This window comes from Flaviflexus equikiangi, assembly GCF_014069875.1.
In the GTDB taxonomy this organism is placed as follows: Bacteria; Actinomycetota; Actinomycetes; order Actinomycetales; family Actinomycetaceae; genus Flaviflexus; species Flaviflexus equikiangi.
Genome location: NZ_CP059676.1, coordinates 1,470,131 through 1,497,112 on the forward strand (window position 1 = coordinate 1,470,131; position 26,982 = coordinate 1,497,112).

The 26,982-nt window shown below is 62.6% G+C and carries 28 protein-coding genes, 1 tRNA gene and 1 other RNA gene; 14 read left to right on the plus strand and 16 right to left on the minus strand.

Annotated features, from left to right (window positions below; genetic code table 11):
• Window positions 1-507: 507 nt before the first annotated feature.
• From H2O75_RS06915 to bcp, 3 genes are all read right to left on the minus strand, one after another.
• Window positions 508-1,062, minus strand: a complete 555-nt coding sequence (locus H2O75_RS06915) for a GNAT family N-acetyltransferase (RefSeq protein ID WP_182170065.1) — start codon at window positions 1,060-1,062, stop codon at window positions 508-510.
• 101 nt (window positions 1,063-1,163) lie between these two features.
• Window positions 1,164-1,248 (minus strand) — tRNA-Leu (locus H2O75_RS06920).
• Between the two features lie 45 nt (window positions 1,249-1,293).
• On the minus strand, window positions 1,294-1,758 hold the full coding sequence (gene bcp / locus H2O75_RS06925) for a thioredoxin-dependent thiol peroxidase (protein WP_182170068.1): 465 nt from the start codon (window positions 1,756-1,758) through the stop codon (window positions 1,294-1,296).
• 46 nt (window positions 1,759-1,804) lie between these two features.
• Between bcp and H2O75_RS06930 the strand changes: the two genes are divergently transcribed.
• The 3 genes from H2O75_RS06930 to pntB all read left to right on the plus strand — a co-directional run bounded on the left by H2O75_RS06930 (window position 1,805) and on the right by pntB (window position 5,960).
• The gene (locus tag H2O75_RS06930) at window positions 1,805-2,941 is read left to right on the plus strand and encodes a folylpolyglutamate synthase family protein (RefSeq protein WP_182170071.1); all 1,137 of its coding nucleotides are present in this window, start codon (window positions 1,805-1,807) and stop codon (window positions 2,939-2,941) included.
• 74 nt (window positions 2,942-3,015) lie between these two features.
• Window positions 3,016-4,530 (plus strand): Re/Si-specific NAD(P)(+) transhydrogenase subunit alpha, encoded by a 1,515-nt coding sequence (locus H2O75_RS06935; protein ID WP_182170074.1) that lies wholly within the window; start codon window positions 3,016-3,018, stop codon window positions 4,528-4,530.
• A 2-nt stretch (window positions 4,531-4,532) separates the two neighbouring features.
• Complete coding sequence (gene pntB / locus H2O75_RS06940; protein ID WP_182170077.1) at window positions 4,533-5,960, plus strand: Re/Si-specific NAD(P)(+) transhydrogenase subunit beta; 1,428 nt, start codon at window positions 4,533-4,535, stop codon at window positions 5,958-5,960.
• A gap of 129 nt (window positions 5,961-6,089) precedes the next feature.
• Here the strand turns inward: pntB and H2O75_RS06945 are convergent, their stop codons facing one another.
• Window positions 6,090-6,410 (minus strand): hypothetical protein, encoded by a 321-nt coding sequence (locus H2O75_RS06945; RefSeq protein ID WP_182170080.1) that lies wholly within the window; start codon window positions 6,408-6,410, stop codon window positions 6,090-6,092.
• A gap of 47 nt (window positions 6,411-6,457) precedes the next feature.
• On the opposite strand from H2O75_RS06945, the gene H2O75_RS06950 reads away from it, so the two are divergent.
• The 3 genes from H2O75_RS06950 to H2O75_RS06960 are packed head-to-tail and all read left to right on the plus strand — an operon-like array spanning window position 6,458 to window position 8,468.
• The gene (locus H2O75_RS06950; RefSeq protein WP_259365217.1) at window positions 6,458-6,988 is read left to right on the plus strand and encodes a DUF4916 domain-containing protein; all 531 of its coding nucleotides are present in this window, start codon (window positions 6,458-6,460) and stop codon (window positions 6,986-6,988) included.
• A complete protein-coding gene (locus H2O75_RS06955; protein ID WP_182170084.1) occupies window positions 6,988-7,335 on the plus strand; it encodes a DUF3054 domain-containing protein in 348 nt (115 codons plus the stop codon). Before H2O75_RS06950 ends, H2O75_RS06955 begins: the two co-directional genes overlap by 1 nt.
• A gap of 59 nt (window positions 7,336-7,394) precedes the next feature.
• Window positions 7,395-8,468: a PLP-dependent transferase gene (locus tag H2O75_RS06960; RefSeq protein ID WP_182170087.1), complete on the plus strand. Its 1,074-nt coding sequence runs from the start codon at window positions 7,395-7,397 to the stop codon at window positions 8,466-8,468.
• A gap of 39 nt (window positions 8,469-8,507) precedes the next feature.
• Here the strand turns inward: H2O75_RS06960 and rdgB are convergent, their stop codons facing one another.
• Genes rdgB through clpS form a run of 6 tightly spaced genes read right to left on the minus strand, consistent with a single transcriptional unit; the run spans window position 8,508 to window position 12,277 of the window.
• Window positions 8,508-9,086, minus strand: coding sequence for an RdgB/HAM1 family non-canonical purine NTP pyrophosphatase (rdgB, locus tag H2O75_RS06965; RefSeq protein ID WP_182170090.1), 579 nt, complete (start codon window positions 9,084-9,086; stop codon window positions 8,508-8,510).
• Window positions 9,083-9,799 carry a ribonuclease PH gene (gene rph / locus H2O75_RS06970; RefSeq protein ID WP_182170093.1) on the minus strand — a complete coding sequence of 239 codons (717 nt, stop codon included), beginning with the start codon at window positions 9,797-9,799 and terminating at the stop codon, window positions 9,083-9,085. The genes rdgB and rph overlap by 4 nt, the downstream gene beginning before the upstream one ends.
• Window positions 9,796-10,572: an MBL fold metallo-hydrolase gene (locus tag H2O75_RS06975; RefSeq protein ID WP_182170096.1), complete on the minus strand. Its 777-nt coding sequence runs from the start codon at window positions 10,570-10,572 to the stop codon at window positions 9,796-9,798. The genes rph and H2O75_RS06975 overlap by 4 nt, the downstream gene beginning before the upstream one ends.
• Window positions 10,569-11,378 (minus strand): glutamate racemase, encoded by an 810-nt coding sequence (murI, locus tag H2O75_RS06980; RefSeq protein WP_182170099.1) that lies wholly within the window; start codon window positions 11,376-11,378, stop codon window positions 10,569-10,571. The genes H2O75_RS06975 and murI overlap by 4 nt, the downstream gene beginning before the upstream one ends.
• A 9-nt stretch (window positions 11,379-11,387) precedes the next feature.
• Window positions 11,388-11,996, minus strand: coding sequence for a DUF2017 family protein (locus H2O75_RS06985; RefSeq protein ID WP_182170102.1), 609 nt, complete (start codon window positions 11,994-11,996; stop codon window positions 11,388-11,390).
• A complete protein-coding gene (clpS, locus tag H2O75_RS06990) occupies window positions 11,996-12,277 on the minus strand; it encodes an ATP-dependent Clp protease adapter ClpS (RefSeq protein ID WP_182170105.1) in 282 nt (93 codons plus the stop codon). The genes H2O75_RS06985 and clpS overlap by 1 nt, the downstream gene beginning before the upstream one ends.
• A 69-nt stretch (window positions 12,278-12,346) precedes the next feature.
• Between clpS and H2O75_RS06995 the strand changes: the two genes are divergently transcribed.
• The gene (locus H2O75_RS06995) at window positions 12,347-13,702 is read left to right on the plus strand and encodes a nicotinate phosphoribosyltransferase (RefSeq protein WP_182170108.1); all 1,356 of its coding nucleotides are present in this window, start codon (window positions 12,347-12,349) and stop codon (window positions 13,700-13,702) included.
• 54 nt (window positions 13,703-13,756) lie between these two features.
• Here H2O75_RS06995 and H2O75_RS07000 read toward each other — a convergent pair whose 3' ends face one another.
• The 4 genes from H2O75_RS07000 to H2O75_RS07015 form a co-directional block, all read right to left on the minus strand.
• A complete protein-coding gene (locus H2O75_RS07000; protein ID WP_182170111.1) occupies window positions 13,757-14,011 on the minus strand; it encodes a DUF3039 domain-containing protein in 255 nt (84 codons plus the stop codon).
• Between the two features lie 61 nt (window positions 14,012-14,072).
• Complete coding sequence (locus H2O75_RS07005) at window positions 14,073-14,354, minus strand: HU family DNA-binding protein (protein WP_182170114.1); 282 nt, start codon at window positions 14,352-14,354, stop codon at window positions 14,073-14,075.
• 230 nt (window positions 14,355-14,584) lie between these two features.
• Entirely contained in the window at window positions 14,585-16,153 is a 1,569-nt protein-coding gene (locus H2O75_RS07010; RefSeq protein WP_182170117.1) for an aspartate:alanine exchanger family transporter, read from the minus strand.
• Between the two features lie 60 nt (window positions 16,154-16,213).
• Window positions 16,214-18,037: an ABC transporter ATP-binding protein gene (locus H2O75_RS07015; protein ID WP_182170120.1), complete on the minus strand. Its 1,824-nt coding sequence runs from the start codon at window positions 18,035-18,037 to the stop codon at window positions 16,214-16,216.
• A 150-nt stretch (window positions 18,038-18,187) separates the two neighbouring features.
• Between H2O75_RS07015 and H2O75_RS07020 the strand changes: the two genes are divergently transcribed.
• Window positions 18,188-18,589: a VOC family protein gene (locus H2O75_RS07020; protein WP_182170123.1), complete on the plus strand. Its 402-nt coding sequence runs from the start codon at window positions 18,188-18,190 to the stop codon at window positions 18,587-18,589.
• A 59-nt stretch (window positions 18,590-18,648) separates the two neighbouring features.
• On the opposite strand, the gene H2O75_RS07025 is transcribed toward H2O75_RS07020, so the two are convergent.
• A complete protein-coding gene (locus H2O75_RS07025) occupies window positions 18,649-20,895 on the minus strand; it encodes an MMPL family transporter (protein WP_259365219.1) in 2,247 nt (748 codons plus the stop codon).
• Window positions 20,896-20,976: 81 nt separating this feature from the next.
• Here H2O75_RS07025 and H2O75_RS07030 point away from each other — a divergent pair, with 81 nt between their 5' ends.
• From H2O75_RS07030 to H2O75_RS07055, 6 genes are read left to right on the plus strand one after another with little or no spacing between them, the layout of a single operon-like run.
• Entirely contained in the window at window positions 20,977-21,552 is a 576-nt protein-coding gene (locus H2O75_RS07030; RefSeq protein ID WP_182170126.1) for a MarR family winged helix-turn-helix transcriptional regulator, read from the plus strand.
• Window positions 21,545-23,374, plus strand: a complete 1,830-nt coding sequence (locus H2O75_RS07035) for an AMP-dependent synthetase/ligase (protein ID WP_220462710.1) — start codon at window positions 21,545-21,547, stop codon at window positions 23,372-23,374. Before H2O75_RS07030 ends, H2O75_RS07035 begins: the two co-directional genes overlap by 8 nt.
• A 2-nt stretch (window positions 23,375-23,376) precedes the next feature.
• Window positions 23,377-23,790 carry a DUF2177 family protein gene (locus H2O75_RS07040; RefSeq protein WP_220462711.1) on the plus strand — a complete coding sequence of 138 codons (414 nt, stop codon included), beginning with the start codon at window positions 23,377-23,379 and terminating at the stop codon, window positions 23,788-23,790.
• Window positions 23,787-24,662, plus strand: coding sequence for a DUF1295 domain-containing protein (locus tag H2O75_RS07045; protein ID WP_182170132.1), 876 nt, complete (start codon window positions 23,787-23,789; stop codon window positions 24,660-24,662). Before H2O75_RS07040 ends, H2O75_RS07045 begins: the two co-directional genes overlap by 4 nt.
• Window positions 24,663-24,710: 48 nt before the next feature.
• Entirely contained in the window at window positions 24,711-25,154 is a 444-nt protein-coding gene (locus H2O75_RS07050) for a pyrimidine dimer DNA glycosylase/endonuclease V (protein WP_182170135.1), read from the plus strand.
• A 35-nt stretch (window positions 25,155-25,189) separates the two neighbouring features.
• Window positions 25,190-26,005, plus strand: coding sequence for a DUF1206 domain-containing protein (locus H2O75_RS07055; protein ID WP_182170138.1), 816 nt, complete (start codon window positions 25,190-25,192; stop codon window positions 26,003-26,005).
• Window positions 26,006-26,576: 571 nt separating this feature from the next.
• Here H2O75_RS07055 and ssrA read toward each other — a convergent pair.
• Window positions 26,577-26,946: a transfer-messenger RNA gene (gene ssrA, locus H2O75_RS07060) on the minus strand.
• Window positions 26,947-26,982 lie beyond the last annotated feature (36 nt).

Below are 26,982 nucleotides of genomic sequence, written 5' to 3' on the forward strand. Positions count from 1 at the left end.
ACCCGCGATCGGGCACCGAAGTAGTGGTGATGTGAAACACTACGCATTGCTGAGAATATTCAAACCCCCAGGGCGCAAAGTGTGACGTAATTCACAGATTTATCGCTAGACTAATTGCGCTTAGTTATGTATATGCCAAATGTCCGCTTTATCCGGTTCCCGACAACACACGTACGATCTTCCCAGAAGAGATAAAACAACATAAGAATCTAAATTGACCTTATGTAGCATCATCGGGACCCGATATGCACAGTACACAAAAGGCAATTCTCAGTCTTTGTACTGCACAAATGGTCTAATCTGACGATGTAAACACTGTCAACAGGCATTTACTAGCACCTTTGTACTATCCAAGCTCTTGGATCACCGTTCGGTTAAAAAGCGCGACCATGGTCAGCATGTTTAGCAAAATCGAGCCGGAGACGATCACCGACTGGACATGCAGCTGCCCTAGGCATGCGAATACTTATGCACAGTCTCTGTATAGCAGGTGGGGTTGATATAGAGTCACCTCTCGGCCGGGACCAGCTCCGACAGCATCGTCCACACGGGCGGCCCCGACGGCGTCGTGCGCTCCGCGACGATACGGAACCCGTGGCGCTCGTAGAGGCGGACGTTTCGCGGGTCGGACGTGTCCAGCACGATCTTCCCGGCGCCGCGTCTCGCCATCCCGTCCAGCGCGAAAGCGAGAAGCTCGCTGCCGCGACCATGGCCGCGCGACAAGGGGTGCACACCGATCGCTTCGATCGTCCAAGCGTCGTCGCACACCATCCCACCGCCCAGGCGATCAACCCTGTCGCCGTGGAGAGCGATGATCTCGTCGACAGCTGCCGGCTCTGGGGCTCGAGGCGCCAGCACGGCAACAGCACCATCGTCCGCCGCTGCCACAAACCCGTGCCGATGGGCGTGGCCCAAATAGTGCGCATACAAACCGCGCAGCCGCTCGTCGTAGTCCTCCTCCGGGACGACATAGCGGGTCCATGGATAGTCACGGAAAGCGACAGCGAGGAGCTGGGCAGCTCCCGCAAGATCGGATGCATCAGCATATCGGACAGATGTCACCGAACCTCCTGGGCGACGATGTCCCGACCGCGAGTACGGGACAGCATGGCGGTGCGAGAGTGGAGACGCGAATCGGGGCGTCTCCGTGGAGATGCCCCGAATGGTGCGCGAGGCGGGACTTGAACCCGCACGTCCGAGGACACTGGAACCTAAATCCAGCGCGTCTGCCAATTCCGCCACTCGCGCGCGACTACCAGAATAGAGTACGCGCGCCGACTACACCCACACGGTTCAACCGATAATGTTCTTTGTCACGCGCGCCACATGGCCGGTCGCCTTGACGTTGTAGAGCGCGTCGACGATCGTTCCGTCCTTGTCGATGACGAACGTCGAACGGATGACGCCGACGACGACGCGGCCGTAGTTCTTCTTCTCTCCCCACGCCCCGTAGGCCTCCATCACCTCGTGGTCAGGGTCTGAGCCGAGAGGGAAGGTCATCGATTCGGCCTGCGTGAAGCGCTCGAGAGCCTCGACAGGATCCGGTGAGATGCCGATGACCGAGTATCCTGCGTCCGAGAGGTTGGCGTCCCGGAAGTCACAGGCCTCCGTCGTACATCCCGGCGTCATCGCCTTCGGGTAGAAGTAGACGATGACGCCCTTGTCCGATTGGTCAAGGAGATCGCGGAGGCTCAGCGGGCCCTCCGCCGTGTCGACGGTGAACTCGGGTGCGCGGTCGCCTGTCTGTAGCTGTGTCATGCCACCACTCTAACGAAAACGTTCCGCGGTGGCCGATAATCCGCCCGTGGCTGACTACGATCGTGGTGTGACCGCACAACACCTGCCCGCAGATGTCCCGTTCTTCGCCCAGTGGGCGCAGCGGGGATCGAAGCCGCGCACGCTCGACTCCGCCATTGCCCTCATGACGCTCCTCGACTTCTCTCCCCCGCCGTCACTAGCGGTCGTCGGGTCGAAGGGCAAAGGCACAGCGGCCGCCGCCGCATCGACCTCCCTCTCCGCCTCTGGGCTGACGACGGTTGCGGTCACCTCCCCAGCATTTCGCAGCAACCGCGAGCGCATTCGTCTCGATGGTCGCGCAATCTCGGACGCCGACTACCGTCTCATCTCCTCCCGCCTCTCCGAGGTTCTCGGCTCGCTGCCGTCTGAGCATTACCTCTCTCCCTCGGGAGCGTTCACGATCATGGGAGCGTGGTGGGCGTCGATGATCGGCGCAGACGTTCTCGTCCTCGAGGAAGGCATGGGCGGGAAGACGGATGAAGTCTCCCTCTTCTCCCACCGTGCGATGGCCGTGACACCGATCTTCGAGGAGCATATCGGCATCATCGGGGACGATCTCCGCAGCGTTGCCGAGAACCTGCTCGGAGCGGGTTCGGACACGATCGAGTTCGTCGGAACCGCGCGCCAGTCACCGGTCGTGAATGCTCTCATCGAACAGAACGTGTCGGACTGGGGCGCGGATGTGGTTCCGTCCTCCCCTATCGCCCACGCCAATCCACTGATCGGGGAGAATCTCGGGCTCGGTCACGCCATTGGAGCGGCACTGAGCGAAGCACTGGGCCGAGAGGCTCAGCCCGTTCCCTCCCTCCATCTCCCCGGCCGCACCTCGATCCACCATGGCCCGCGCGGCACCTGGTGCGTGGATGCGGCGATCTCCCCGGCGGGGGTCCGTGCCGCACTCGCCGCAGCTCCCCTCACCAACCCCACAATCGTGGCGTCGTGGCCTCTCTCGAAGGACGTCGCGGCTTGCCGCGAGATCCTGCCCGGCGCGATCCACGTGTCCGTCCCTGGCCTGCCCTACCCGGATCTGCCCCGCTTCGCCGAGGTGGTCGAGGGCCTGGAGGGGGACGTTCTTGCTCTCGGCACGATTTCCTTCATCGCTGAGGTTCTCGAATACCTGAAAGTCCCGACCGACTTGTGGTAGGACACAATCCCTAGGTGCCCTCATTTTCACCGGATAGCCTTAAGGCGTCAGTATCTTTATTGAAGGGATTACCTGTGCGTATTGGTGTACCGGCTGAACCGGGCCAAACCCTCGTCGCCGCAACTCCCGACACCGTCATCCAGCTCATCAAACTCGGTTTCGACGTTGCCGTCGAGGCTGGTGCCGGGGCGCAAGCCCAGTTCCCGGATGAACAGTATGTCGCTGCGGGTGCCAGGATTGTCGGAAGCGAAGAGGCCTGGTCGTGCGACATCGTGACGAGCCTCCGCCCACCGGCCGATCTGACGCAGATTCGGCGTGGCAGCGTTCTCATCTCGAAGCTGTCCCCCGGCGCGAACCCTGGACTCGTCGAGGCTCTCGCGGATCAGGGTGTGACGGCGATGGCGATGGATGCCATCCCCCGAATCTCTCGCGCCCAGTCGATGGACGTGCTGTCGAGCCAGGCCAATATCGCAGGATATCGGGCTGTTGTCGAGGCCGCTCACGCGTTCGGCAGGCTCTTCACGGGCCAGGTGACAGCCGCGGGCAAGGTTCCCCCTGCCACGATCTACGTCATCGGTGCCGGTGTCGCCGGTCTCGCGGCGATCGGCACGGCCGGCTCGATGGGTGCCATCGTGCGAGCCACCGATATTCGCTCCGAGGTGGGCGAGCAGGTGGAGTCGATGGGCGCCGAGTTCGTCGCGATTCCCGCTCCCGCCCAGGAATCATCGGATGGCTACGCGAAGGAGATGACGGACGCCCAGGCTCAGGCCGCGGCGGCGCTCTACGCCGACCAGAGTGCCCGTGCCGATATCGTCATCACGACGGCCTCGATCCCGGGCCGACGCTCCCCCGTTCTCTTGACGCGCGAGATGGTGGACGGAATGAAGCCCGGTTCCGTCATCGTCGACATGGCCGCCGCTGGTGGCGGCAACTGTGAGCTGACAGAACCCGGCCGCATGATCGTCACGGATAACGGCGTCACCATCATCGGTATCGAAGATCTCGCCGCACGCCTGCCTGCCCAGTCGTCCCAGCTGTATGCGCAGAACATCGTCAACTATCTCAAGCTCTTGACGCCGGAGAAGAACGGCAAGGCTGCCATCAACTTCGATGACGTCATCATCCGCGCCGTCACGGTTGCGGATGCTGGGCAGGTGATGTGGCCGCCGCCGCCGATCCAGGTCTCTGCCGCCCCGGCGCCCGCCAAGCCTGCCGCGCCCGAACCGGTCGAGGATGCTCCCCAGCGGGTCAAGAAGTCGACGATCTGGCTGGCTCTCGCCACGGTTCTCGCCGCGGCCCTCGTCCTCGTCACCCCCATCGAGATGACAGGGCACTACATTGTTCTCGCTCTCGCGATCATCGTCGGGTTCTACGTCATCACGAACGTCACCCATGCGCTCCACACGCCCCTCATGAGCGTGACGAACGCGATCTCCGGCATCATCATCGTCGGCGCCATCCTTCTTATCGGCAGCGGCAACTGGTTCGTGACGATCTTCAGCTTTATCGCGATCGTCATCTCGTCCATCAACATTTTCGGTGGTTTCGCCGTCACACATCGCATGCTCGGCATGTTCAGGAGGGCATAAACATGGATACGCAGAACTTTGTCGCCTTGGCCTATATCGCCGCGGCGCTCTTCTTCATCAACGCGCTCCGCAACCTGTCTCGGCACGATACGGCACAGGCAGGCAACACGTCCGGTGCGATCGGTATGGGCATTGCTCTCGTGGCAACAGTGTGGCTCGCCATCGATTCCGATCCGGAGCGCGGCGTCGCCGCCACTCTTATCCTCATCCTTCTCGCTCTCGCAATCGGAGCCGTTGTCGGCCTGCGGATGGCGAAGAAGGTCGGCATGACGGAGATGCCGCAGCTTATTGCGCTCCTGCACTCGTTCGTGGGTCTCGCCGCGGTCCTCGTCGGCTACAACACGTTCCTCACGAGTGCCTCCGAGGCCGGCCCGTCCCACGCTTTCCACATGGGAGAGATCTTCCTCGGAGTCTTCATCGGAGCCGTCACCTTCACGGGCTCGATCATCGCCTACCTCAAGCTCGCTGCGAAGATGAAATCATCGGCGCTGACGCTCCCCGGACGGAATCTCCTCAACATCGGAGCGATGATCCTGACCGTCGCCCTCATGGTGTGGTTCATGAACACGGACTCGACCGGTTCCGGCCTTCTTCCCCTGCTCCTCATGACCGTCATCGCACTCGCACTCGGCCTTCACCTCGTTGCCGCGATCGGCGGCGGCGACATGCCGGTCGTGGTCTCCATGCTCAACTCGTATTCGGGATGGGCGGCGGCAGCGGCGGGCTTCATGCTGCAGAACGACCTCCTGATCATCACGGGAGCTCTCGTCGGATCCTCGGGCGCCTTCCTCTCCTACATCATGTGCAAGGCCATGAACCGCTCCTTCGTCTCCGTCATCCTCGGCGGATTCGGCCAGCCCACGGCGAGCGCTGAGGCACGCGACTACGGATCCCATACGGAGACAAGCGCGGACGAGGTAGCCCAGCTCCTCTCCACCGCACGCAAGGTCGTCATCACCCCCGGCTACGGCATGGCTGTCGCCCAGGCACAGTACCCCGTTGCGGAGATGACGAAGCGTCTGCGCGACATGGGTGTCGACGTATCGTTCGGCATCCATCCCGTCGCCGGCCGCCTGCCGGGCCACATGAACGTGCTGCTTGCCGAGGCGAAAGTTCCCTACGACATCGTGTACGAGCTCGACGAGGTCAACGACGAGTTCAGCGACGTCGATGTCGTCCTCGTCATCGGCGCCAACGACACCGTGAACCCGGCCGCCGAGGAGCCCGGCTCACCGATTGAGGGCATGCCCGTCCTCACCGTGTGGGAAGCGAAGAACGTCATCGTGTTCAAACGGTCGATGGGCAACGCAGGCTACGCCGGTGTCGAGAACCCGCTGTTCTTCAACGACAACACCCGCATGCTCCTCGGGGATGCGAAGGCCTCGGTCGACGCGATCAACGTCGAACTGGCCGTTCCCGCGAACCAGTAGAAGCCGAGGTGTGGGTGGAGGGGGAGGTTGTCGCCCCCTCCACCCATATCTTCAGCTCCCCGCTTCTCTCCCCGCTGTGTCGGTGACCTGGTCGGCGGCAGTGCGGTCCGCGGGCAGTCCCGCGGCGGGTCAGTCCTGGCTGGGCCGGATCCGGCCGGACCTCCAGTGCATCCACGAGACGATGAGGACGGCGAGAAGCGACACGACCATGGGGATGATCCCCCACACGGTGGGGGTGATGAAGCCCGTGATGAGGACGCCCGCGCCCCACCATGCCATATCCTCTCGCCGCGCACCGTGCACGGCGATCGCGGCGCCGATGAGCGAGAAGAGGCAGGCGACGACGAGCCCTGGCGCGAAACCGACGGTTGCCGAAATGACGAATCCAGAGATCGAGTAGAGAGCGGCTGTGCCTGCCCCGATCCAGTAGGCGCGACGTATTTTCTCCATACGCTGAGAATCTCATAGATTGCTGGGAAGCCTGGCACAATCGTGTTGTGAGCGATATTGCATCAGGAGACATGGGCCCGTGGCTGTCACCGGAGGACCTCGAGTTCGTCCGCAGGAAAGTGCCGATGGTGTACGTCGACGTCGTCCCCATCAGAACCGACGAGGTGGGCAGGGTCGAATCTATCGGCCTGCTCCTCGAAGCACAGAACGACGGGATCTCTCGCGCTCTCGTGACCGGCAGAGTCCTCTATCACGAGTCGATTCGCGAGGCTATTGCTCGCCACCTCGAGAAGGATCTGGGGCCGATGTCGCTCCCGCAGCTGCCTCCGAGCATCGCGCCGTTCACGGTGGCCGAGTACTTCCCCACCCCGGGTGCCGACAAGTTCGACGAACGCCAGCATGCTGTCTCGCTCTGCTATATCGTTCCCATGCTCGGCGAATGCGATCCTGCCGCTGACACGCTCGAGGTCACATGGTTCACGCCCGGGGAGGTTCGCACTCCCGAACTGCAGGCTGAGATGAGCGAGTCGCACGCCCAGATCCTCCGCCAAGCGCTCGGCCATATGGGATGTGCATAGTGAGAGCATTCATTCTTGATCTTGCCCTGACAGCAGTCTTCGTCGCCATCGGCATGTCCTCCCACGGCTCGTCGCCCGCGGACTATCCGATGACGGCCCTGCCGTTCATCATCGCGCTCCTCGCGGCCTGGCTGGTCCCAGCCGTCCGCCGCGCACCATCTTCCCTTCCGTCCGGGGCGATCGTGTGGGTCGTGACAGCAGGCGGCGGGCTCGGACTGCGAGCGGTCTTCGGTGACGGAGTCTCGGGGGCGTTCCCCATCGTGACGGCGGTCGTCCTCGCGTTCTTCTTCTTCGGTTGGAGGCTTGTCTCCTCCCGTCTGCACGGGCGGTCTCACCAGACTAGATAACGGGGACCGGAGCCCGTCATCGGTTCCGCCTTCTCGTAGAGTTCCCGGGAGGAGGCCCCATGACTATGACAACGTATCTCGCCCAACTCGGCAACCGCCGCGATCCCCAGACCGGTGCGATCAGCATGCCGATCCATCTGTCGACAACCTTCGAGCATCCCGAACTGGGACGTTCGACGGGCTTCGACTACACGCGGACCAAGAACCCGACGCGCCAGGTGCTCGAAGAGGGCCTGGCGGAACTCGAGGGCGGGACGCACGCCGTCGCGACCAGCTCCGGCATGTCCGCCATCCAACTCGTCTTCGGGCTCTATCCCGTGGGCTCGCACTTCCTCGTGACGCGGGATGTCTACGGCGGCTCCTACCGATATTTCGCGCACCTGGAGAGCACGGGACAGGCCACGTTCGACTATGTCGATTCTTGTGAGGAGCTCGAGTCGATGATCACCGATCGCGTGACGGCCGTCTTTCTCGAGACTCCCACCAATCCCCTCATGAGGGAGATCAGCATTGCCGAGGTGTCCACGATAGCGTCCTCCGTCGGCGCACATGTCATCGTCGACAACACGTTCCTCACACCGTTGAGGCAGCGTCCGCTCGACGAAGGAGCCACGATTTCGCTCCACTCGGGCACGAAGTATCTCACCGGTCATAACGATCTGCTTGCCGGGGCAGTCATCACCAACGATCCTGGCCTTGGCGAGAAGCTGCAGTGGCTCGCGAACACGACAGGACCCACGCTCTCCCCATTCGATTCGTGGCTGTTCGTACGCTCCCTCAAGACTCTGCCGATTCGTCTGGACCGGCAGGAGGCAACAGCCCGTGCCGTGGCGGACGCGTTGGCAGAGCATGAAGCCGTCACGGAGGTGTTCTATCCGGGCCGGGGCGCCATGATCTCGATCAAGGTGACGGGTTCGATCGCCACGATCCTCTCTCGGCTCAACCTCTTCACGTATGCGGAGAGCCTCGGCGGCGTCGAGAGCCTCATCACTCATCCAGTCACCCAGACCCATGCCGACATCCCGGTCGAGATCAGGGAAAGCTATGGGCTGACAGATGATCTGCTGCGTCTCTCGATCGGACTGGAAGACCCCGAGTGTCTCATCGCTGACCTCACGCAGGCTCTTCGCTGACAGCTGCGGCTGATCGGGTGGGCGCCTGCGCCCCCCCGATCAGCTGAGGCCCAGTCTCTCCAGCTCGAGCGCAAGCGCACGGAACGCCTGGCCGCGATGGGAGATGAGATTCTTCTCCGTTGCCGACAGTTCAGCCGCTGAACGGTCGTAGCCGTCGGGCACGAAGATCGGGTCGTAGCCGAAGCCTCCAGCACCACGAGGCTCCGTCAGGAGGGTTCCCGTCATGGTTCCCGTCGCGATGATCTCCCGACCACCCGGCTGGACGAACACTGCAGCGCAGACGAACTTCGCGCCGCGATGCTCTGGCCTCACATCCGCGAGCTGGGCGAGAAGCAGATCGAGGTTCTCCTGGTCCGCTCCATGGCGTCCGCACCAGCGCGCAGAGAAGACGCCAGGCGCCCCTCCCAGGACGTCGACGCAGATGCCCGAATCGTCGGCGAGTACCGCCTCGCCTGTTCGCTCTGCGACGTAGCGGGCCTTGATGAGGGCGTTACCCGCGAAGGTCACGTCGTCTTCGACGGGTTCGCCAAGCCCCTGCGGCGACAGCTGGATGTCGTCGCGGCCGAGAATGTGACACACCTCGGCAAGCTTGTGGGCGTTTCCGGAGGCGAGAATCATGCGAGTGCTTCCTTCTGGAACTCGGTGAGCCGGGCTGTTCCCGCGAGGGCGAGATCGAGGAGTGCGTTGAGCTCGTCTCGATCGAACGTGCCGTCTTCCGCCGTTCCCTGGATCTCGACGAAGCTGCCCGATCCTGTGACGACGACATTCATGTCGGTCTCCGCACGAACGTCCTCTTCGTAGGGCAGGTCGAGCATGGGGGTGCCGTCGACGATGCCGACCGACACGGCCGCCACAGAATCCGTCAACGGGGACTCGGTGAGGATCTTGTTGTCCAGTGCCCATTCGACAGCAAGGGCGAGTGCGACATAGGCTCCCGTGATCGAGGCCGTCCGGGTCCCACCATCGGCCTGGAGAACGTCGCAGTCGAGGACGATCGAATTCTCGCCCAGCTTGCTCATGTCGACGACAGCGCGAAGGGAGCGTCCGATAAGACGCGAGATCTCGTGGGTTCGTCCACCGATCTTGCCTTTGACGGACTCTCGAGCACTGCGGGAATCGGTGGCCCGGGGAAGCATCGCATATTCCGCTGTCACCCAGCCCTCACCGGAGCCCGATTTCCATCGGGGCACACCCTCGGTGAAGGACGCCGTGCACAGCACCTTCGTCCTGCCGAACTCGATCAGGCAGTTGCCTTCCCCAGCATCCTGCCAGTTGGGTGTTATTCGAATGTCTCGCAGGTCGTCAACGGATCGGGAATCGTGTCGTGTCATGACTCCAGTGTAGTGGGGTACGTGACGTGGAACGTACCGCCCGGGATCGCGACAGCGATAGGGCCGGAGTATTCATCACGGGCTTCTGCACACACCGTGTCGGGGTTCGTCCAGGGCTGCAGGTGGGTGAGGACAAGATTGTGCACGCCGGCCTCTGCCGCGATACGCCCTGCCCGGCCGCCCGTCAGATGGATGTCCCGGACCGTATCCCGGCTCGACTCGAAGGCCGCCTCGCACAGGTACAGGTCCGCGCCTTGCGCCGCCTCGACCTGACCGGTGCAGTAATCGGTGTCACCCGAATACGTGAGGACTCCGCCTCGAGGACCGGTGATCCGCATGGCGACAGCGGGGACGGGGTGGACGGCGTCGAAGAACTCCACGCTCAGGTTCCCAACCTCGATGACGTCGCCTGCGACGACTGTTTGGAAAGCGAACTCTCCGCCATAGTTCTCGTCCGGACCATCCCCACCGATTTGACGGGTGCGATGGAGACCATCGCCGGGGCTGTAGACGGGTACCGGTCCGAGCGGGCCGGACGGGAGCCACCGGCGATACACCTGCATGCCGATGATGTCCGCGCAATGGTCTGTGTGCAGGTGGGAGAGGAAGATCGCATCAATCTCGGCCGGATCGACATAGTTCATGAGCTGGCCCATGCTTCCGGGCCCCAGGTCGAGGACGATCGTCGTCGTCTCGGTTTGGACGAGGTAGCACGATGCGGCTCCCTTGGGGCCTGACATCGACCCGGTGCAGCCGACAACGGTAAGTTTCACGAGACCTCCACGCGGTCAACGGAGCCCACTTCGGGCCCCAAGAATCGGCGTGCGAGTGCCTGGAAGGCTCTCGCATCGCCTGTTGATAGGAAACGGTGCTCTGGTGGGGACTGCTCTGTCCTCATGAGCCCGCCGGCCACAAGTGCCCGATAGGTATCTTTCGCTGTCTCCTCAGCGGACGACACGAGCATGACAGAATCTCCCATGACGTAGGAGATCACGCCGGTGAGAAGCGGATAGTGGGTGCAGCCGAGGACGAGAGTGTCGACGTCGGCGGCCTTGATCGGTTCGAGATATTCCGCGGCCACGTCGATGAGTTCGGCGCCGCTTGTCTGGCCGGACTCGACGAACGCGACGAACCGCGGCGCCGCCGCCATCGTCACCCGCAACGAGGGTGCTGCTGCGAAAGCATCCGAGTAGGCGCCGGAGTTGATCGTCGCCTGGGTTCCGATGACACCGATCCTGCCCGAACGCGTCGCGGACGCGGCGCGCCTAACTGCGGGTTGGATGACCTCGATCACGGGTATCCCCATACCCACCTGGTAGCGCTCCCGGGCGTCATGGAGGGCCGCCGCGGAAGCGGAGTTGCAGGCGAGAACGATCATCTTGACGCCGGAGTCGACGAGAGCATCGAGGACCGACAGGGATAGTTCACGCACTTCCGCTATCGGCCGGGGGCCGTACGGGGTGTGCGCCGTGTCCCCGACGTAGGTGATGGACTCGCCGGGAAGCTGGTCGAGGATGGCGCGCGCGACTGTCAGTCCCCCGACACCGGAGTCGAAGATCCCAATAGGCGCGTCGCTCATGAGCTGACTTTATCCGCGCGGGCGGCCAAACCGCACCGCGTCGAGGAGTGAATCCTGCCACCAGCTCATCATGGAATAGACGAGCATGAGCTGGTTCTCGACCTCTTCGTCCTCCGTCAGCGCAGCGTCGCTATACTCCCCGTCGGCTATCTTCCCTGCCTTGACCGCCACATCGTCGGCGCGCTCAGCATCATCGATGTCGAGTCGCGTGCCGAGCACGAGGCGCAGGTCGTTGAGCGCGGAGAGCCACGCGGGAATATCGGCTTCAGGGACGAAGACTTCGCCTGCCGAGTTCGCGAGCGTGCGATAGACGAGGGTGAGGTCGGAAACTTTTGTCGATCGGATACCAGATTCGGTGAGTTCACGCAGCTCGCGCGCTTCCTCCGGGTCCTCGCTCATGTCCGGCAGCAGACGATCGAGGACAGGATCGAAGGACGGTTCGGCGATCGGCGCGAGCTCCTTCTCGAGCGCGGCCAGGGGATCATCGGACATGTCGACCACGGCCACATCATCGCCCAGGATCGAGACGACGTCCCTCATGAGGGACGCGATGAGTTCGAGTTCGAACAGTTCCCCGCCGGACCTGACGCCGCCTCGCACACGCTTGAAACTAAACATCAGTGCTCTTCCTCAAGGGTGGCATGCAGCCCGAACGTGTGCATGGCCTGGACGTCGGTCTCCATCGCCTCGCGAGACCCCGAAGAGACGACGGCGCGCCCGCGGGAATGGACTTCCATCATGAGCCGGTTCGCTGTTCTCGCGTCGAAACCGAAATATGACTGGAACACCCAGGCGACATAGCTCTGGAGGTTGATCGGATCATCGTGCACGACAGTGCGCCACGAAGGGGCAGCGGTCTGCTCTTCGGTTGGAGTCGGGGAAGGTACTGGCTGTGTCATTACCGTCCATTCTACGCATCCCGGGACGTTTTGCCGTGTGAGGTTCCTCCGGCACATTAGGGTTGTCGTATGCATAAGTCCACCGCACTGCTCACCGACATGTACGAGCTCACCATGCTCGAATCAACACTGAAGTCAGGGGCCGCGAATCGCGCCTCCGTCTTCGAGGTGTTCTGCCGCCGCCTGCCTTCGGGACGCCGCTACGGGGTCGTTGCCGGGACCGGCCGCATCCTCGAAGATCTTCTCGATTTCCGGTTCACCGATGAGGAGCTCGACTATCTCCGACAGTCCCGCATCGTCTCGGAGGAGACCATCGACTGGCTGGCGGACTATCGCTTCACGGGCGATATCTACGGTTATCGCGAAGGGGAGTGCTTCTTCCCCAACTCCCCCATTCTGACCGTCACGGGAACATTCGCCGAGGCCGTCCTCCTCGAAACCCTCATCCTCTCCATCCTCAACCACGATGCTGCGGTCGCCGCAGCCGCCTCCCGTATGACGATCGCGGCACACGGCCGTCCCTGTCTGGAGATGGGAGCGAGACGGACCCACGAACGGGCGGCCGTCTCGGCAGCCCGCGCGGCTGTCGTCGGCGGTTTCGCCGGGACCTCCGTTCTCGAGGCTGGGCGCACGTATGGAGTTCGGGCTATCGGTACGGCGGCGCACTCGTTCACTCTCGTCCACGACACGGAAGAGGATGCGTTCGCGGCGCAGATCGAGACGATGGGACCGGGAACGACACTGCTCGTCGACACGTTCGATGTCGAGCAGGGCGTGGTCCGAGCAGTCGCCGCGGCACGTGCAGCGGGCGGGGAACTCGGTGCAGTGCGCCTCGATTCGGGCGATCTCGTCGCCCAGGCCTTCACCGTGCGCAAGCAGCTGGACGACCTCGGTGCGACGTCCACGAAGATCACGGTCACGTCCGATCTGGACGAATATGCTATTGCGGCGCTCGGCGCGGCCCCCGTCGATTCCTACGGAGTGGGAACGAAACTCGTCACGGGCTCGGGTTTCCCCACGGCCGAGCTCGTCTACAAGCTCGTTGCGCGCGAAGACTCAGAAGGCGCGATCAAAGAGGTTGCCAAGCGGTCGAAGTCGAAAGCCTCCCACGGTGGCCTCAAGGTTGCCGGCCGAGTGCTCGACGAGACGGGCGTGGCCCGCGAAGAGCTCATCGTCTCCTGTCAATCCTGGGAGCAGGGACGCGCCGCGCTTGAGGAGAGGGGAGCGCGCCCTCTCCAGGTCCCGCTCGTCCTCGGCGGCGAGATCCAGGCCCACGACAGCGTGCAAGAGGCTGCGCAGCATCACGTGGCCTCCCGCAACGAGCTCCCCTATCAGGCGTGGCGATTGTCAGACGGCGAACCCGCCATCCCCTCCACCATGATCGACATCTTCCCCGGGGACGATCGCGTCTACGACGGCACGTAACGAACAACGGTCCGGCGCTGGATAGCACCAGTGCCGGACCGTCGAGGCGATGATCTAGGAGTTCTCGCCCCCGCCCTTCATCTGCGCATAGATCTTCTTGCACTCGGGGCAGACGGGAAACGCTTCCGGGTTGCGCACCGGGATCCAGACCTTGCCGCAGAGGGCGATGACGGCCTTGCCGGTCACATTCGACTCGGTGAGCTTGTTCTTGCGCACGTAGTGCGCGTAGCGCTCCGTGTCGCCAGGTGCGATCTTGTGTTCTTCGCGGGTCTTTGTCGCCGCATCGCCCGCGGGGCTCAGTTCACTCATGCTGAAAACTATAGTGCTGGCCCCCCGCGGGGGGCCAGCACTATCGATCACACGCGTGGAACTACTTGGTGACGGCCTTCTTGAGAGCCGAACCTGCGGAGAGCTTGACTCCGTAGCCTGCGGGGATCTCGATCTCTTCGCCCGTGCGGGGGTTGCGGCCCTTGCGAGCTGCGCGCTCGGTGCGCTCGATCGACATGAGGCCCGTGATCTTGACTGCCTCACCAGCAGAGAGGGACTCGACGAGAACCTCCTGGAGTGCGGAGATCGCGGCATCGGCATCGGTCTTGGTCAGGTTGGCGCGCTCAGCGATTTTGGCGATGAGCTCGGTACGGTTCAGGGACATAGTGCCCACCTCTCCTCGGTTGATGTACTGGACCCGGTTGGGTCACTAGGACGAATGTAGCGGAAACTCGGGGAAACCGCGCGGAACACGTGGCAGATTCACGGAATTCTCAGGTTCCTCACACCTTGCACCCACCACGATAACCGCCCTTTAGATAATGTTTCATTCATTTTGATGGAATTCCGCCACAGTTTCGCGGGTGGTCTCAAGCCGAGGGCGAAATGTCGACATCAGACCGACACGATGACATTGACGAGCAGGATCTTCACGATGATGCAGAGGGCAAAGAGGGCTGCATAGCCCGACTCGATCCGTTCATCGTCCCGTCGTCCCGTCGCATAGGAAAGGATGGCGGGCTGGCCGACCATTCCTGCCACAACGCCGGCCGTGCGCGGGGCCGACAGGCCCGACAGCCTGCCCGCGAGCGCGAGGCCGCCTGCCGAGGCGATGACGACGACAGCGGCGATCAGGACGGAGAGGAGGCCCTGCGCGGTGAAGGCGGTATCCATGAAGGCTGGGCCTGCCGTGATCCCGACGGCCGCGAGGAAGATGAGGAGGCCGAGCTGGCGGACCGTGAGGTTCGCCGCCTGGGGCACCTGCCAGATGATGGGGCCGGTTCGGTGCAGGGCGCCGAGAATCATGCCGACGACGAGGGGACCTGCCGCGGAGCCGAGGGAGAAGCTCATCTCGCCGGGGAGAGAGATCTCGACCATGCCGACAAGGAGGCCGAGCGCCATCCCCACACCCACGGACAGCGCGGAGAAGGTCGAGACTCCTCTGACGGAGTCACCGAAGAACGATGCGACATCGTCGAAGGATTCGCGGGGCACGACGACGAGGGCACGGTCACCGAGTTCGAGGATGAGGTCGTCTCTGGCGAGCATCTCCAGATCGCCGCGGTTGACCCTCGTTACCACACCGCCGAAGCGTGCGGCAAGGTTGAGTTCGGCGATGTTCCTGCCCGCAAGCTTGTCGTTGGAGACGACGAAGTGGCGGAAATCGACTTGCGCGCGATCATGTGCCAGATGTTCTGGGATCCGCTCCCCCACCTGGTCGACGGCCTCGGCGACGATGGGGCCGTTGCCGACGAACAGCACCTCGTCACCCGCCATGAGCTCCTCCCCGGGAGAGATGACCCGGGTTCTGCCGTTGCGGCGCAGATAGCTCATGCGCAGCTCCTGATCCGCGAATCCGACGACGGAGCGGACCGCCATCGGCGTCTTGACGAGAACCGAGACTGCCACGATGTCCTGCCCGGACAGGGAGCCGGTGTCTTTCGCACCAGGCCAGTCCTTGCCCACGATCCAGGCGACGATGAGGATGGCAAGAATGACGCCGACCGGGTAGCCGATCGCGTAGCCGACCGAGGGCAGTCCCGATGCTGTTGCATCGTTCGCCGCGGCCAAGGCCGGTGTGGAGGTGAGGGAACCGGCGAAGATTCCGGCGACCATATCGCCCTCGAGTCCCACGAGGCGCCCGAGGAGGATTGCCGCTCCCGCTGTGAGCGCGAGTATCAGCCCCGCCCATCCCATGATGGGGGCCTGCCGTTTGAGGTCGGAGAAGAACGTCTGCCCTGCCGAGAGCCCGACCATGTAGACGAAGAGGGCAAGGCCGAGGGATTGCAGGAGACCAAGATTCGCACCGACATCGGGAACGATCGCACCGATGAGGAGACCGACGAAGAGGGCTCCCGCGGCGCCGAGCCGGAGCGGGCCGAAGGGAATGGAACCGAGCGCGGCTCCGAGGGCGACAACGATGAAGATGGTGAGGAGGGGCGATGTTGACAACAGGTCAGCCACGAGTCCGGCTCTCTTCCCGTGGCAGGCTGCCACTGTGGCGTGCGGATGTGATCTGTTCCATTATCTCTCGATCCCGTATATGCGGAGCTTCTTCTTCGCCGCTTTCGTTCCCTCTTCCTGCAGCTGGAGGAGCTGGGCGTAGATGCCGCCGGATTCGGCGAGTTCCGCGGGCGTGCCGATCTCGTCGACGCGGCCGTCCTTGAGCGTGACGATCCTGTCGACGGTCGAGATGGTCGAGAGGCGGTGGGCGATGATGAGGGAGGTCCGGTTCTCCATGAGGGACTCGAGGCCAGCCTGGACGAGTCGCTCCGATCGTGTGTCGAGCGCAGATGTCGCTTCGTCGAGGACGAGAATGGCGGGGTCTTTGAGTATCGCGCGCGCAACGGATATGCGCTGCTTCTGCCCTCCGGACAGTTTGAGTCCGCGCTCGCCGATCACGGAGTCGAGACCATCTGAGAACTTCTGGATGAAGTCCCACGCATTCGCCTTCTGCGCGGCGGCAATGATCTCCTCGTCCGTCGCCGACTCGTCGGCGTATCCGATGTTCTCTCGGATCGTTCCCGAGAACAGGCTCGACTCCTGGAAGACGACGCCGATCTGGGAGCGCAGCTCCAGGAGCGACATGGTTGAGACGTCTCGCCCGGCAACCGTGATGGACCCGGCTCGCAGGTCGTACATGCCGAGGAGGAGGTTGATAAGGGTCGTCTTGCCTCCCCCGGACTCTCCGACGAAGGCGACGCGCTCACCCGCGTTGACGGAGAATGTCACCCCGTTGAGAACGTCCTCGTCCTGGTCGTAGCCGAAGGTGACGTTGTCGAATGTCAATGCGGGGCCGTCGATCGTGCGGAGGTCCAGGCGTTCGATTCCCCCCGGACGCCTGGCCTGTTCGATCAGGGCGGGTTCCTTCTCGATCTCGATGGCCATGACATCGAAATAGTCTCGGGACCCTGCGATGGCGCGCTGGCCGGAGTCGACGATGTAGGACATCATCGTGACGGGCTGGCGCGCCATGGCGACGAGCTGAACAAGGAGAACCATGTCGCCGACGGTGAAGGCACCGCGGACGGTGTAGGTGAAGATGATGGCGTAGATGCCGAAGAAGATCAGCGCCATGACGCCGCGGCGTATCGCGTCCATGCCGTGCCAGTGCGCAGACTGGGACGTGGTTGTGCGGATCGTGTTTTCGTAGCGTCTCGTGAAGACGGTCAGTTCGCGGAGCTCTGCGACGAAGGACTTGACGACCTTGATCTGGCCGATGACCTCGGTGAAGCGTCCGCCAGCCGTATCGACGTCCTCGTTCTTGACCGCCTCGTAACGCTGCCATCTCGTCGATGTCAATGCCGTCAGCCAGAGGTAGATCGGGAAGATGATGAGGAGGAGCAGAGCGAGCGGCCACGCATACCATGCGGCGATGACGAGTACGGCGACCGTCGTCATCAGCATCGTGAAGAAGCTGTTCGAGAACGCCTTCGCGAAGTTTGTCACTTCCGTGATCGACCTGTTGAGGCGGGACACGATCGTCCCCGTCAACTCATTGTCGAAATAGCTCTGCGGAAGGGAGAGGAGCTTGCGATAGTAGCGAGTGGACAGGATCGTCCGCATTCTCGCACTCATCACATCGCCCACGTAGCCCCCGATGGCAGATATGAAGGTCGAGAAGACCTCGATCGCCAAGAAGGCGCCTGCCAGCCAGAGAACGGCGGTGATAGCAGAGGATTCAGTCCGTGCACCCGACAGAGCATCGACAACAACATCCGTTGCCGCCCCGATGATAAAAGGCACCGCGAGCGCGGCGATGGCGGTGAGGATGGAGGCGGCGACAATGGCGATATAGTAGCCGCGCAGCTCCTTCGTAAACGTAAGAATTCTGAACAGTGAGCGCACGTGACCTCCATAGTGACAACATCACCTGGAACGCGCGCGCGGCGCGGCTTAGTCCGAGAGGTCGCTCATAGTCCCAATGCTCCGCCGTGCTCCTCCCAGCGGTTGCGATCTCGATCACACAGAGTAACGTGTCCCCCGAGAGGAGCACTCATGATCCGACACAGTATCTACCTCACGTTCCCGGGCAATGCCGCCCAAGCATTCACCTACTATCAGTCCGTCTTCGGCGGCGAACTCACCATGCAGACCTATGGCGAGCTCGACACCAGCGATTTTCCGTTCGACCCTGACCCGTCGTGGATAGCCCACGGGGAGCTTCGCGGTCCGGTCTCGCTCTCGGGAGGCGATGGTGGGGACCAGCCGCTCGGCTCCCCCGTCTACTCGATGCTTCTCTATGGCACGGACGTCGAGGAGGGACGAGCTCTGCTCGCTCGACTCGCAGAAGACGGCGGGGAGAGCATCATGCCCTTCGAGCAGGCTCCCTGGGGAGACTTCTATGGCCAGACACGCGACCGTTTCGGCATCACCTGGGCGGTCGCAACCAGAGACTAGGCTGCGCACGAGATGCAGGTAGGGGCCCGACCTCACGGTCGGGCCCCTACCTGCTGTCGTCAGCGAGTTCCGACGAGTTCTCGTTCTTCCGCTCCGGCAGCATCCGCGCGCGAGGAATCATCCTTCGCGAGCTTGGACGGCCACCAGATCGCCTTGCCGATGTCGAGGCTGAGTGCCGGCACCAGGAGCGTGCGGACGATAAAGGTATCGAGCAGCACGCCGAAGGCGACGATGAAGGCAAGCTGGAAGAGGAAGAGGATCGGGATGACGGCCAGAGCCGCGAAGGTGGCTGCGAGGACCACACCGGCCGAGGTGATGACTGTTCCGGTGATGGCGAGGCCGCGGACGACCCCTTCGTGGGTGCCGTACTTGATCGTCTCTTCCCGGACGCGGGTCATGAGGAAGATGTTGTAGTCGATGCCGAGTGCGACAAGGAAGACGAAGGAGTAGAGCGGCACCGATGGATCGGCTCCGGGGAAGTCGAGGATGTTGTTGAACACGACGGCGGCCACACCCATGGCTGTGCCGAACGACAGGATGGTCGTGAGGATCAGCAGGATCGGTGCGACGACAGCGCGCAGCAGCATCATGAGGATCAGCAGGATGACGACGAGGATGATCGGGATAATGAGGTTCCTATCCGCAATCGATGTGGTGATCGTGTCGAGGTTCGTGGCTGTGGTGCCGCCGATGAGAGTATCCGGCGCAGCATCGACCATCGTCTCGCGCAGCTCCTCGATCGTCGAGAACGCGTCGGTGGAATCCGCGGGGTCCGTCAGGGTTGCCTGGAGAAGGACACGTCCATCGACGACTGGCGGCTCAGGCGCAGGCGTTCCTGGGGGGCCGACTGCTGTGATGCCATCGGTGGTGATGGGGGCCTGGCCGCTAGGCGCGTCGCTGGCGAAGATGGTGACCGAATCGATTCCGTCGTTCTCGTAGAGAGCTGCCACGACAGCATCGATGTCAGATTCGTTGACGAGAACGGAGGCGGGGCTGCCGGAGCCTGCAGGGAAGTGCTCGGAGAGCTTCTCCTGACCATCGCGGGCCTCGGAGGCCGTGAGGACGAAATCGGTTTGGGCGACACCGTCGGCCTTGAGGGAGAAGGCGCCGAATGCTCCGATGGCGAGAGCCACGGTCGTGAGGATCCAGATGATGCGGGAACGGCGTTCGACGAAGCGGACGGTCCTGCCCCAGACGCCATCGAAGTTGATGTGCTCGTGGCCCTCGGAGCCCTCATCGAACTTCGGTACGCGGGGCCAGAACGCCTTCCGGCCGGCAAGTCCGAGCATCGCGGGGAGCAGTGTCAGTGCCGACAGCATCGCGAAGATGATGCCGACCGAGGCGACAGGTCCGAGGACGCTGTTGGATTCCAGGTTCGACAGGAGAAGGCAGAGCAGGCCGGCGATCACGGTGCCGCCAGAGGCGAGAACGGGCTCGATCGTGCCGCGCCACGCCTTCCGCGTCGCAACCCACTTGTCTTCGTGCTGGAGCAGTTCTTCGCGGTAGCGCGACACGTAGAGGAGAGAGTAGTCGGTCGCGGCGCCGATGACGAGGATGAAGAGGATGCCCTGGGTTTGACCGTTGAGAAGGAAGATATCCCAGTTCGCCAGGTTCCAGATCACGAGGATGGAGGCGCTGAGCGCCAGGAGGCTTGTTGTCAGCACAGCGGCCGGCAGCACGAATGATCGGTAGACGACGAGGAGGATGAGGAGAACAGCAAGGAAGGCGACGCCGAGGAGCAGGCCGTCGATTCCGCCGAAAGCCTCGCTGAGATCCGCTGTCAAGCCCGCGGGGCCCGTCACGAAGGCCGTCAGCGAGTCCGGCAGTTCGTCAGCAAGAGTTGCACGGACCTGCTCGACGCTTTCCGTGATCTCCCCGCTCGAGTCGAGCGGCACGAAGATCTGCACCGCTTCCCCGTCCTCTGAGGGAATGGGGGGAGAGATATCGCCGACACCCTCGAGGCCCGCAACCGCTTCGGTCGCGGATGCGATGGCGTCGAGGTCCGAATCGACGAGGGCTCCGTTGTCGGACACGACGACGACAACTCCGGGGATATCGTCGGAGTCGTAGAAATCTGACACGAGGCCTGCCACTTCTGCGGACTCGGAGTCTTGCGGGAGATAAGCATTCTGATCATTCGAGGAGACTTCTTCGATTCGGCCGAAGAGGGGGCCGCCGAGCCCCGCCATCGTCAACCAGGTGAGGATGATCAGGGCAGGGAGCAGAACTCTCGCCCACCATCGTCCGCCTCGCCCCTCACGGGAGCCCGTTGAGTGTTTCCCACGGGCAGTCTGTTGACTTTTCACCGCGTCACTTCCTTCGAATAGATCACTGAAATATTTAGTTCGCCTGGCATATTGTTCGCCTGGTGTAGTAATATCGTGATCATGGTAGACAGCACCCCGCCTCCAGCGCAAGCCGGAAAAATGGAGATGTACGGAATACGAGAGAACGACCCCTCGGGCGAACTCGTCGACTTCGACGGTCTCACCGATGAGGACATCGCCCAGATCACCCGGCTCATGCGAGCTCTCGGCGAACTGCGGGAGGTGGAACGAGAGGTGAGCGAGGCATCCGCGAAATACATGGAGCTCAACGAGACCGACATGAGGGCCCTGCACTACCTCATGGTGTGCGAGAACCAGAAGGACATTGCCACGCCCAGCAAGATCACGAAGCACCTCAACATCTCTCCCGCATCGACCACGAAGCTGCTGGACAGGCTGGAGATGGCCGAGCACATCACACGCAGCCAACATCCCTCCGACCGCCGCGCGCTCCAGATCAGGGTGAATCCTGCGACTCGGAAGGCAGCCTACGAAACGGTCGGACGCCTTCAGTCACGCCGTTTCTACGCGGCAGCGCACCTTAGCCCCCACGAGCGAGAAATCGTGATCCAATTCCTCCAAGACATGGCTGAAAGAATTGATATGAAGAACGTTGATTGGGCAAAACATGACTGATCATTCATTTGTCGCCGAGGCCTCCACTCCTGCACTTGTCGACATGGCACACCGGAGGAACGTCACCGATCTCCTCGTCGACCGGGTCGCAATCGCCCCCGAGCATCATGCGTTCCGAATCGAGAAACAGGGTGCTCTCGTCGACGTGACGACGCAAGAGTTCTACGATCTCGTGACGGCAACGGCTCGAGGCCTGATCGCGCATGGCGTTCGCGCCGGTGACAGGCTCGCGATCCATGGAGCAACCGGATATCCGTGGGCAGTCGCCGACATGGCGTCGTTCTGGGTCGGTGCTATCGTCATCCCTGTCTTCGACTCGTCCTCCCCGGAGCAGGTCCGGCAGATGATGATCGACGCGGAAGTCCAGTGGGCATTCGCCGACAGCGAGGCGAAGCGGCGCACGATCATCGACAGCGGTCTCGACACGGAACGCCAGGTCACGGCATGGGATCTCAGCGATGATGGCATCGCGGAGGTCGGAGAAGCTGGCGCGAGCATCGACAGCGCGACCGTCGAGGAGCGAAGGCTCTCTGCCGGTCTCGATGACACCGCCACCATGGTCTACACATCCGGCACGGAGGGATCACCGAAGGGCGTTGTCATTACCCACCGCAACCTCATGGGGCAGGTCCTGAACATCGGGGCAGACTATTCGGAGGTCGTCCACGACCGCGGATCGACCCTCATCTTCCTTCCCCTCGCGCACGTTCTCGCCCGCGGTCTTCAGCTCATCTGCATCGCAGCAGGGATGACGATCAGCTACGAGCCCGATCCGAAACAGGCCATAGCCGCACTCAGCGACATTCGCCCCACCTTCCTCGTTGTTGTCCCCCGGATCCTCGAAAAGGTTCGCGAACGGCTTGCCGCGAGGGCCGAGGAGAAGAAGATGGGCTGGCTGTGGCGCGACGCTGAACGAACCGGGATCGCCTGGGGCTCTCATCTCGAACGCCTCCAGCACGAACCCGACGCCGCTCCCCCGCGCATGCTATCCCTCAAGAAGCGTCTCTACGACAAGCTCTTCTACTCGAAGGTTCGGGCGCTCATGGGTGGGAACATCGAGTATCTCCTGTGCGGTGCGGCGCCCCTCAACGCCTCAATCAATCGCCTGTTCCGTGGCATGGGCCTCGAGGTCATCGAAGGCTACGGCCTCACCGAGACAACGGCACCACTGACCGGCAACCGTCCCGGACACAACTACGCCGGCACCGTCGGCCAACCAGGCCCCGGACATACCGTCCGCATCTCACCCGAGGGCGAGATCCTTGCCAGCGGCATCGGCGTCTCCCCCGGCTACTACCGCGACCACCACAACGAGGGTGCTTTCGTCGACGGGTTCCTGAAAACCGGAGACCTTGGCCACCTCGACGACGAAGGCCGACTCACCATCACCGGCCGAATCCGTGACACCGTCGTGACGGCGGGAGGGAAGACGATCGCGCCGCAGGGTTGGCAGGCCAGAGTCGAGGAGAACCCCCTCGTGGCGCACGCCGTCGTCGTGGGAGAGTCCCGCCCCTACCCTGCCGCCCTGATCTTCCTCGACCCGGAGGAGGCGGCGAAGCAGGGAATCTCCTCCCCCGATGAGGCGACTGAGACGTCTCAGGTCACCCGCGAAGATCTCATTGCCCGCATCCTCCCCTCGATCCGTCTCGCCAACCTCAGCGTGTCCGCGCCCGAACAGATCAAGCGCTTCAAGGTGCTCCTGTCAGACCTCAACCCGGGCGGAGACTTCGTCACCCCGACGATGAAGCTTCGGCGCTCGCGCGTCATCCAGGCCCTCTCGAACGTCATCGACGACCTGTACAAGAACGGCTCGAGCGTATGAGAGTGAAAAGGTGGCTGCTCAGCTGGCTGATCGTCATGATCGTGTTCGCAGTCGTCGACATCGCGTGGATCACGATGGTCGTCCTCCCCATGTACGAGGACCAGCTCGGATCCGCCATGTCAGAATCACTCGATCCTGTCGCCGCGCTCGCCTTCTACACGATCTTCACGGCAGGAATCACCCACTACGGCGTGGCTCCAGGATCAGATCGAGGCATGGGGGGACGAGCCGTGCGCGGCGGTCTCTACGGCTTCTTCACCTACTCGACCTATGCCCTCACGCTCAAGGTCATCCTCGACACGTCATGGGCACTCGCATTGTCTGATATTGCATGGGGTGCTGTCGTGTGTGCGCTCACAGCAGCGATCACCTCCCTTATCCTCCGCAACCTCCCTTCAACAACGGAAGCAGAATGAAACAGAATCTCAAGCCGTTGATCGCGATCGCGATCACCATCCTTCTCGGCGCACTCGTCGCCTGGGCCGGCTCCTACAACGGCGCCAACGTGGGCTCGCTCCCGCTCTTCGCGGTCGTCGTCGCCGCCGCCTTCATCATCCAGTGGCTCGTGTACATCCACGCACAGCTGAAGATGACAGAACAGTACTTCGACCTGGTCGGCAGCATGACATATACGTCGATCTCCCTCATCATCCTCCTGACCGTCCCCGATCTCAGCACACGGTCGCTCGTCCTGGGCCTCATGGTCATGCTGTGGGCACTGCGCCTCGGCCCCTTCCTCTATCTCCGTATCAAGAAGGATGGGCGGGACAGCCGTTTCGACGAGATCAAGAAAGTTCCGCTCCGTTTCTTCAACGTGTGGAACATTCAGGGCCTGTGGGTCACCTTCACAGCTTCCGCCGCATGGATTGCGATGACGTCCGCCGCCCAGGTCGATGTCGACTGGCTCTTCTTCGTCGGCGTCGCCCTATGGATCGTCGGCCTCGTCATCGAGGTGACAGCCGATGTCCAGAAGAGAATGTGGCGGAGCAAGCCCGAGAACAAGGGGCGCTTCATCACGACAGGTCTATGGGCCTGGTCGCGCCACCCCAACTATTTCGGTGAGATCACCCTGTGGCTCGGTGTCGCTCTCGTTGCGCTTCCCAACCTGTCCGGCTGGCAGTATGTGGGCCTGCTCTCCCCCGTCTTCGTCACGATCCTCCTCACCAAGGTCAGCGGCATCCCGCTCCTTCAGAAGCAGGGCGAGGAACGCTGGGGCAACGAGCCTGAATACCGCGACTACATCGAGCGCACGTCATTGCTCGTGCCGCTCCCGCCACGCACCAAGTAGTGAACAAGGGGCCGGCTTCGGTCGGCCCCTCCGTCGAAGGAAACATCCATGCGCATATGGTCACTCCACCCCCGCTACCTCGACCGCCAGGGCCTGCTGGCCGGCTGGCGTGAGGGCCTGCTCGCACAGGCAGTCCTTGCCGGACAGACAAAGGGCTACACGAATCATCCTCAGCTCATCCGGTTCCGCGAATCTGTGGACCCGCAGGGAACGATCGGCACCTATCTCGGCTGCATCGCAGACGAGGCCACAGCCCGGCGATACAAGTTCGATGCCACGAAGATCCTCCTCCGTGCAGAACCAGACGTTCGACTGACCGTCACAGAAGGACAGCTCGACTACGAGCGCCTTCACCTCCTGGCAAAAGTGCAGACGCGTCATCCCGACGACGCGGAGAGAATCGCCTCCCTCATGGTGCCTGTCGACCCGCACCCGCTTTTCGAGGTTGTGCCCGGCGATATCGAATCGTGGGAGCGCTTCACAACCAGATAGGGACATGTCGGCGTCCAGCCGTCTAGTCTTGACGCATGGTAAAAGCGAAAAGCCACGTACGCACGGCCGCCGGTCTCGCCCAGAGCAGATGGTTCCAGATCGTGGCACGTGCCGGATATGTCACGACAGGACTCGTCCATGCCATGATCGGCTGGATCTGCCTCCGGCTGGGACTGTGGCGGGACGCCGACCAATCAGCGGATCAATCCGGGGCGCTCGCATCCTTCGCAGAAGCCCCGGCAGGGGCTGCGCTTCTGCTCGCGGGCGCTGTTGCGACTGCGATGCTCGCGGCGGTTCACGTCCTCGCTTCCGTCGGCGATCTCAAGAACGATCTCCCATCGGCAGTGAAGGCGGCAGGCAAGGCCGTCCTCTACGGGGGCCTTGCCGTAACCGCATGGAGCATCGGTTCGGGCCAGTCATCGGACTCAGGAGACACAGCGGAAAGCGCAACAGCCCCCTTGCTCGCCAGCGGGCTGGGTCGCGCCCTCGTCATTCTCGCTGGCGCTGCCATCATCGCTGTCGGCGTCTACCACGTCTATAAGGGCACAACGAGAAAGTTCCGAAACGATCTCTCCCCATCGGGCGATGACAAGATCAGCTCTGTCATCGACATGTCGGGACTCGTCGGTTACGTCGCGAAAGGCCTCGCCCTCGTCGGCGTCGGAGGAATGGTCATGTGGGCCGCCATCAGCGTCGACCCCGACAAGGCCCGGGGGCTCGATGCCGCATTCACGGAGGTGCTATCGTTCCCCGCTGGCGGCTATCTCCTGGCGGGCATGGGAATCGGTTTCGTCCTCTTCGGCGTCTATTCGGTCCTGAGAGCGAAATATCAGCAGATGCCGACATCCTAGAGCCCCGGATCCGGGATCGAGCAGATGGATATGCGAGACGACATGATTGATACAACCATTCCGATGGGCACAGCGATAGCAGAGACTCCCTGTGTAGCACTGGACTCACACGCTGACCCGCTGCGACAACATGTCTCCGCAACCCCTTCGCGAAACGGTGGAGACGCTTGGTTCGATCGAGTCGAGCGGCTGCGAGAGAGTCGCAGAGGTATCAACTGGTTGGTGGCGGCTCCGAGAAGGGTGCCATGCCCACTCAGCGGCTAGAATCCCATGCTGGCCCGCTGCGCCGATGGCTCTGTCCTGATCAACGCCATGGAGGTAGGCCACGCACTTTGGTCGAAGAACCACTCATGGTCAGCCTGCGCCAGTGATGACAGCGCGCACCTTGGAACATGTGCAAGGTGCTTCGTCTGTCTGAACGCAGGACGGGAGAGCGATCTCAGGCCAGGACCGAGACGGTGCCTACCGAGAAACCAGAGAACCCCTCGGGTTACGCGCTTGACTAGGCAAAACACGTAACCCGAGGGGTTCTCGCTGTACTCGTATCTTTGTCTCCAAAGCTGAGTACACATGGTGGAGGCGCCGGGAATTGAACCCGGGTCCAACGATGTTGACCAATGGCTTCTCCGGGTGCAGTCTACCTATCGTAGTTTTCAGCCCCAGCGCTTATACAGACATAACGCTGACAGACATAGCACGCTAAGTGTTCCTCTTACCCCACGTACAAAGGTAAGAGGCAGTGGCTCTTAATACGACGTCAGGTTGCGCAGCAAGAGCTGGCTACGCAGTGACGGATTTCGAGGCTCGCTTAGGCAGCGAGGGCGAAATCGGTGCGCTTAGAGTTGGCACCTATTGGTTTGCACAGAATCGTTAACGAGATGACTGTGCATCCTCGACCCGCTTCACATCAATCGCGACCGTTGTCGAAACCGATCGCCCCCTATTCTGTTATTCAACAGCTCTACCCACGAGGGGTA

Coding starts and splice junctions, on each gene's coding strand:
- bcp (WP_182170068.1), bottom strand. CDS start 1,758: ATGACACAGCTACAGACAGGCGACCGCGCACCCGAGTTCACCGTCGAC.
- pntB (WP_182170077.1), top strand. CDS start 4,533: ATGGATACGCAGAACTTTGTCGCCTTGGCCTATATCGCCGCGGCGCTC.
- H2O75_RS06945 (WP_182170080.1), bottom strand. CDS start 6,410: ATGGAGAAAATACGTCGCGCCTACTGGATCGGGGCAGGCACAGCCGCT.
- H2O75_RS06960 (WP_182170087.1), top strand. CDS start 7,395: ATGACTATGACAACGTATCTCGCCCAACTCGGCAACCGCCGCGATCCC.
- rdgB (WP_182170090.1), bottom strand. CDS start 9,086: ATGATTCTCGCCTCCGGAAACGCCCACAAGCTTGCCGAGGTGTGTCAC.
- rph (WP_182170093.1), bottom strand. CDS start 9,799: ATGACACGACACGATTCCCGATCCGTTGACGACCTGCGAGACATTCGA.
- murI (WP_182170099.1), bottom strand. CDS start 11,378: ATGAGCGACGCGCCTATTGGGATCTTCGACTCCGGTGTCGGGGGACTG.
- H2O75_RS06985 (WP_182170102.1), bottom strand. CDS start 11,996: ATGTTTAGTTTCAAGCGTGTGCGAGGCGGCGTCAGGTCCGGCGGGGAA.
- clpS (WP_182170105.1), bottom strand. CDS start 12,277: ATGACACAGCCAGTACCTTCCCCGACTCCAACCGAAGAGCAGACCGCT.
- H2O75_RS06995 (WP_182170108.1), top strand. CDS start 12,347: ATGCATAAGTCCACCGCACTGCTCACCGACATGTACGAGCTCACCATG.
- H2O75_RS07000 (WP_182170111.1), bottom strand. CDS start 14,011: ATGAGTGAACTGAGCCCCGCGGGCGATGCGGCGACAAAGACCCGCGAA.
- H2O75_RS07005 (WP_182170114.1), bottom strand. CDS start 14,354: ATGTCCCTGAACCGTACCGAGCTCATCGCCAAAATCGCTGAGCGCGCC.
- H2O75_RS07020 (WP_182170123.1), top strand. CDS start 18,188: ATGATCCGACACAGTATCTACCTCACGTTCCCGGGCAATGCCGCCCAA.
- H2O75_RS07030 (WP_182170126.1), top strand. CDS start 20,977: ATGGTAGACAGCACCCCGCCTCCAGCGCAAGCCGGAAAAATGGAGATG.
- H2O75_RS07035 (WP_220462710.1), top strand. CDS start 21,545: ATGACTGATCATTCATTTGTCGCCGAGGCCTCCACTCCTGCACTTGTC.
- H2O75_RS07045 (WP_182170132.1), top strand. CDS start 23,787: ATGAAACAGAATCTCAAGCCGTTGATCGCGATCGCGATCACCATCCTT.
- H2O75_RS07050 (WP_182170135.1), top strand. CDS start 24,711: ATGCGCATATGGTCACTCCACCCCCGCTACCTCGACCGCCAGGGCCTG.
- H2O75_RS07055 (WP_182170138.1), top strand. CDS start 25,190: ATGGTAAAAGCGAAAAGCCACGTACGCACGGCCGCCGGTCTCGCCCAG.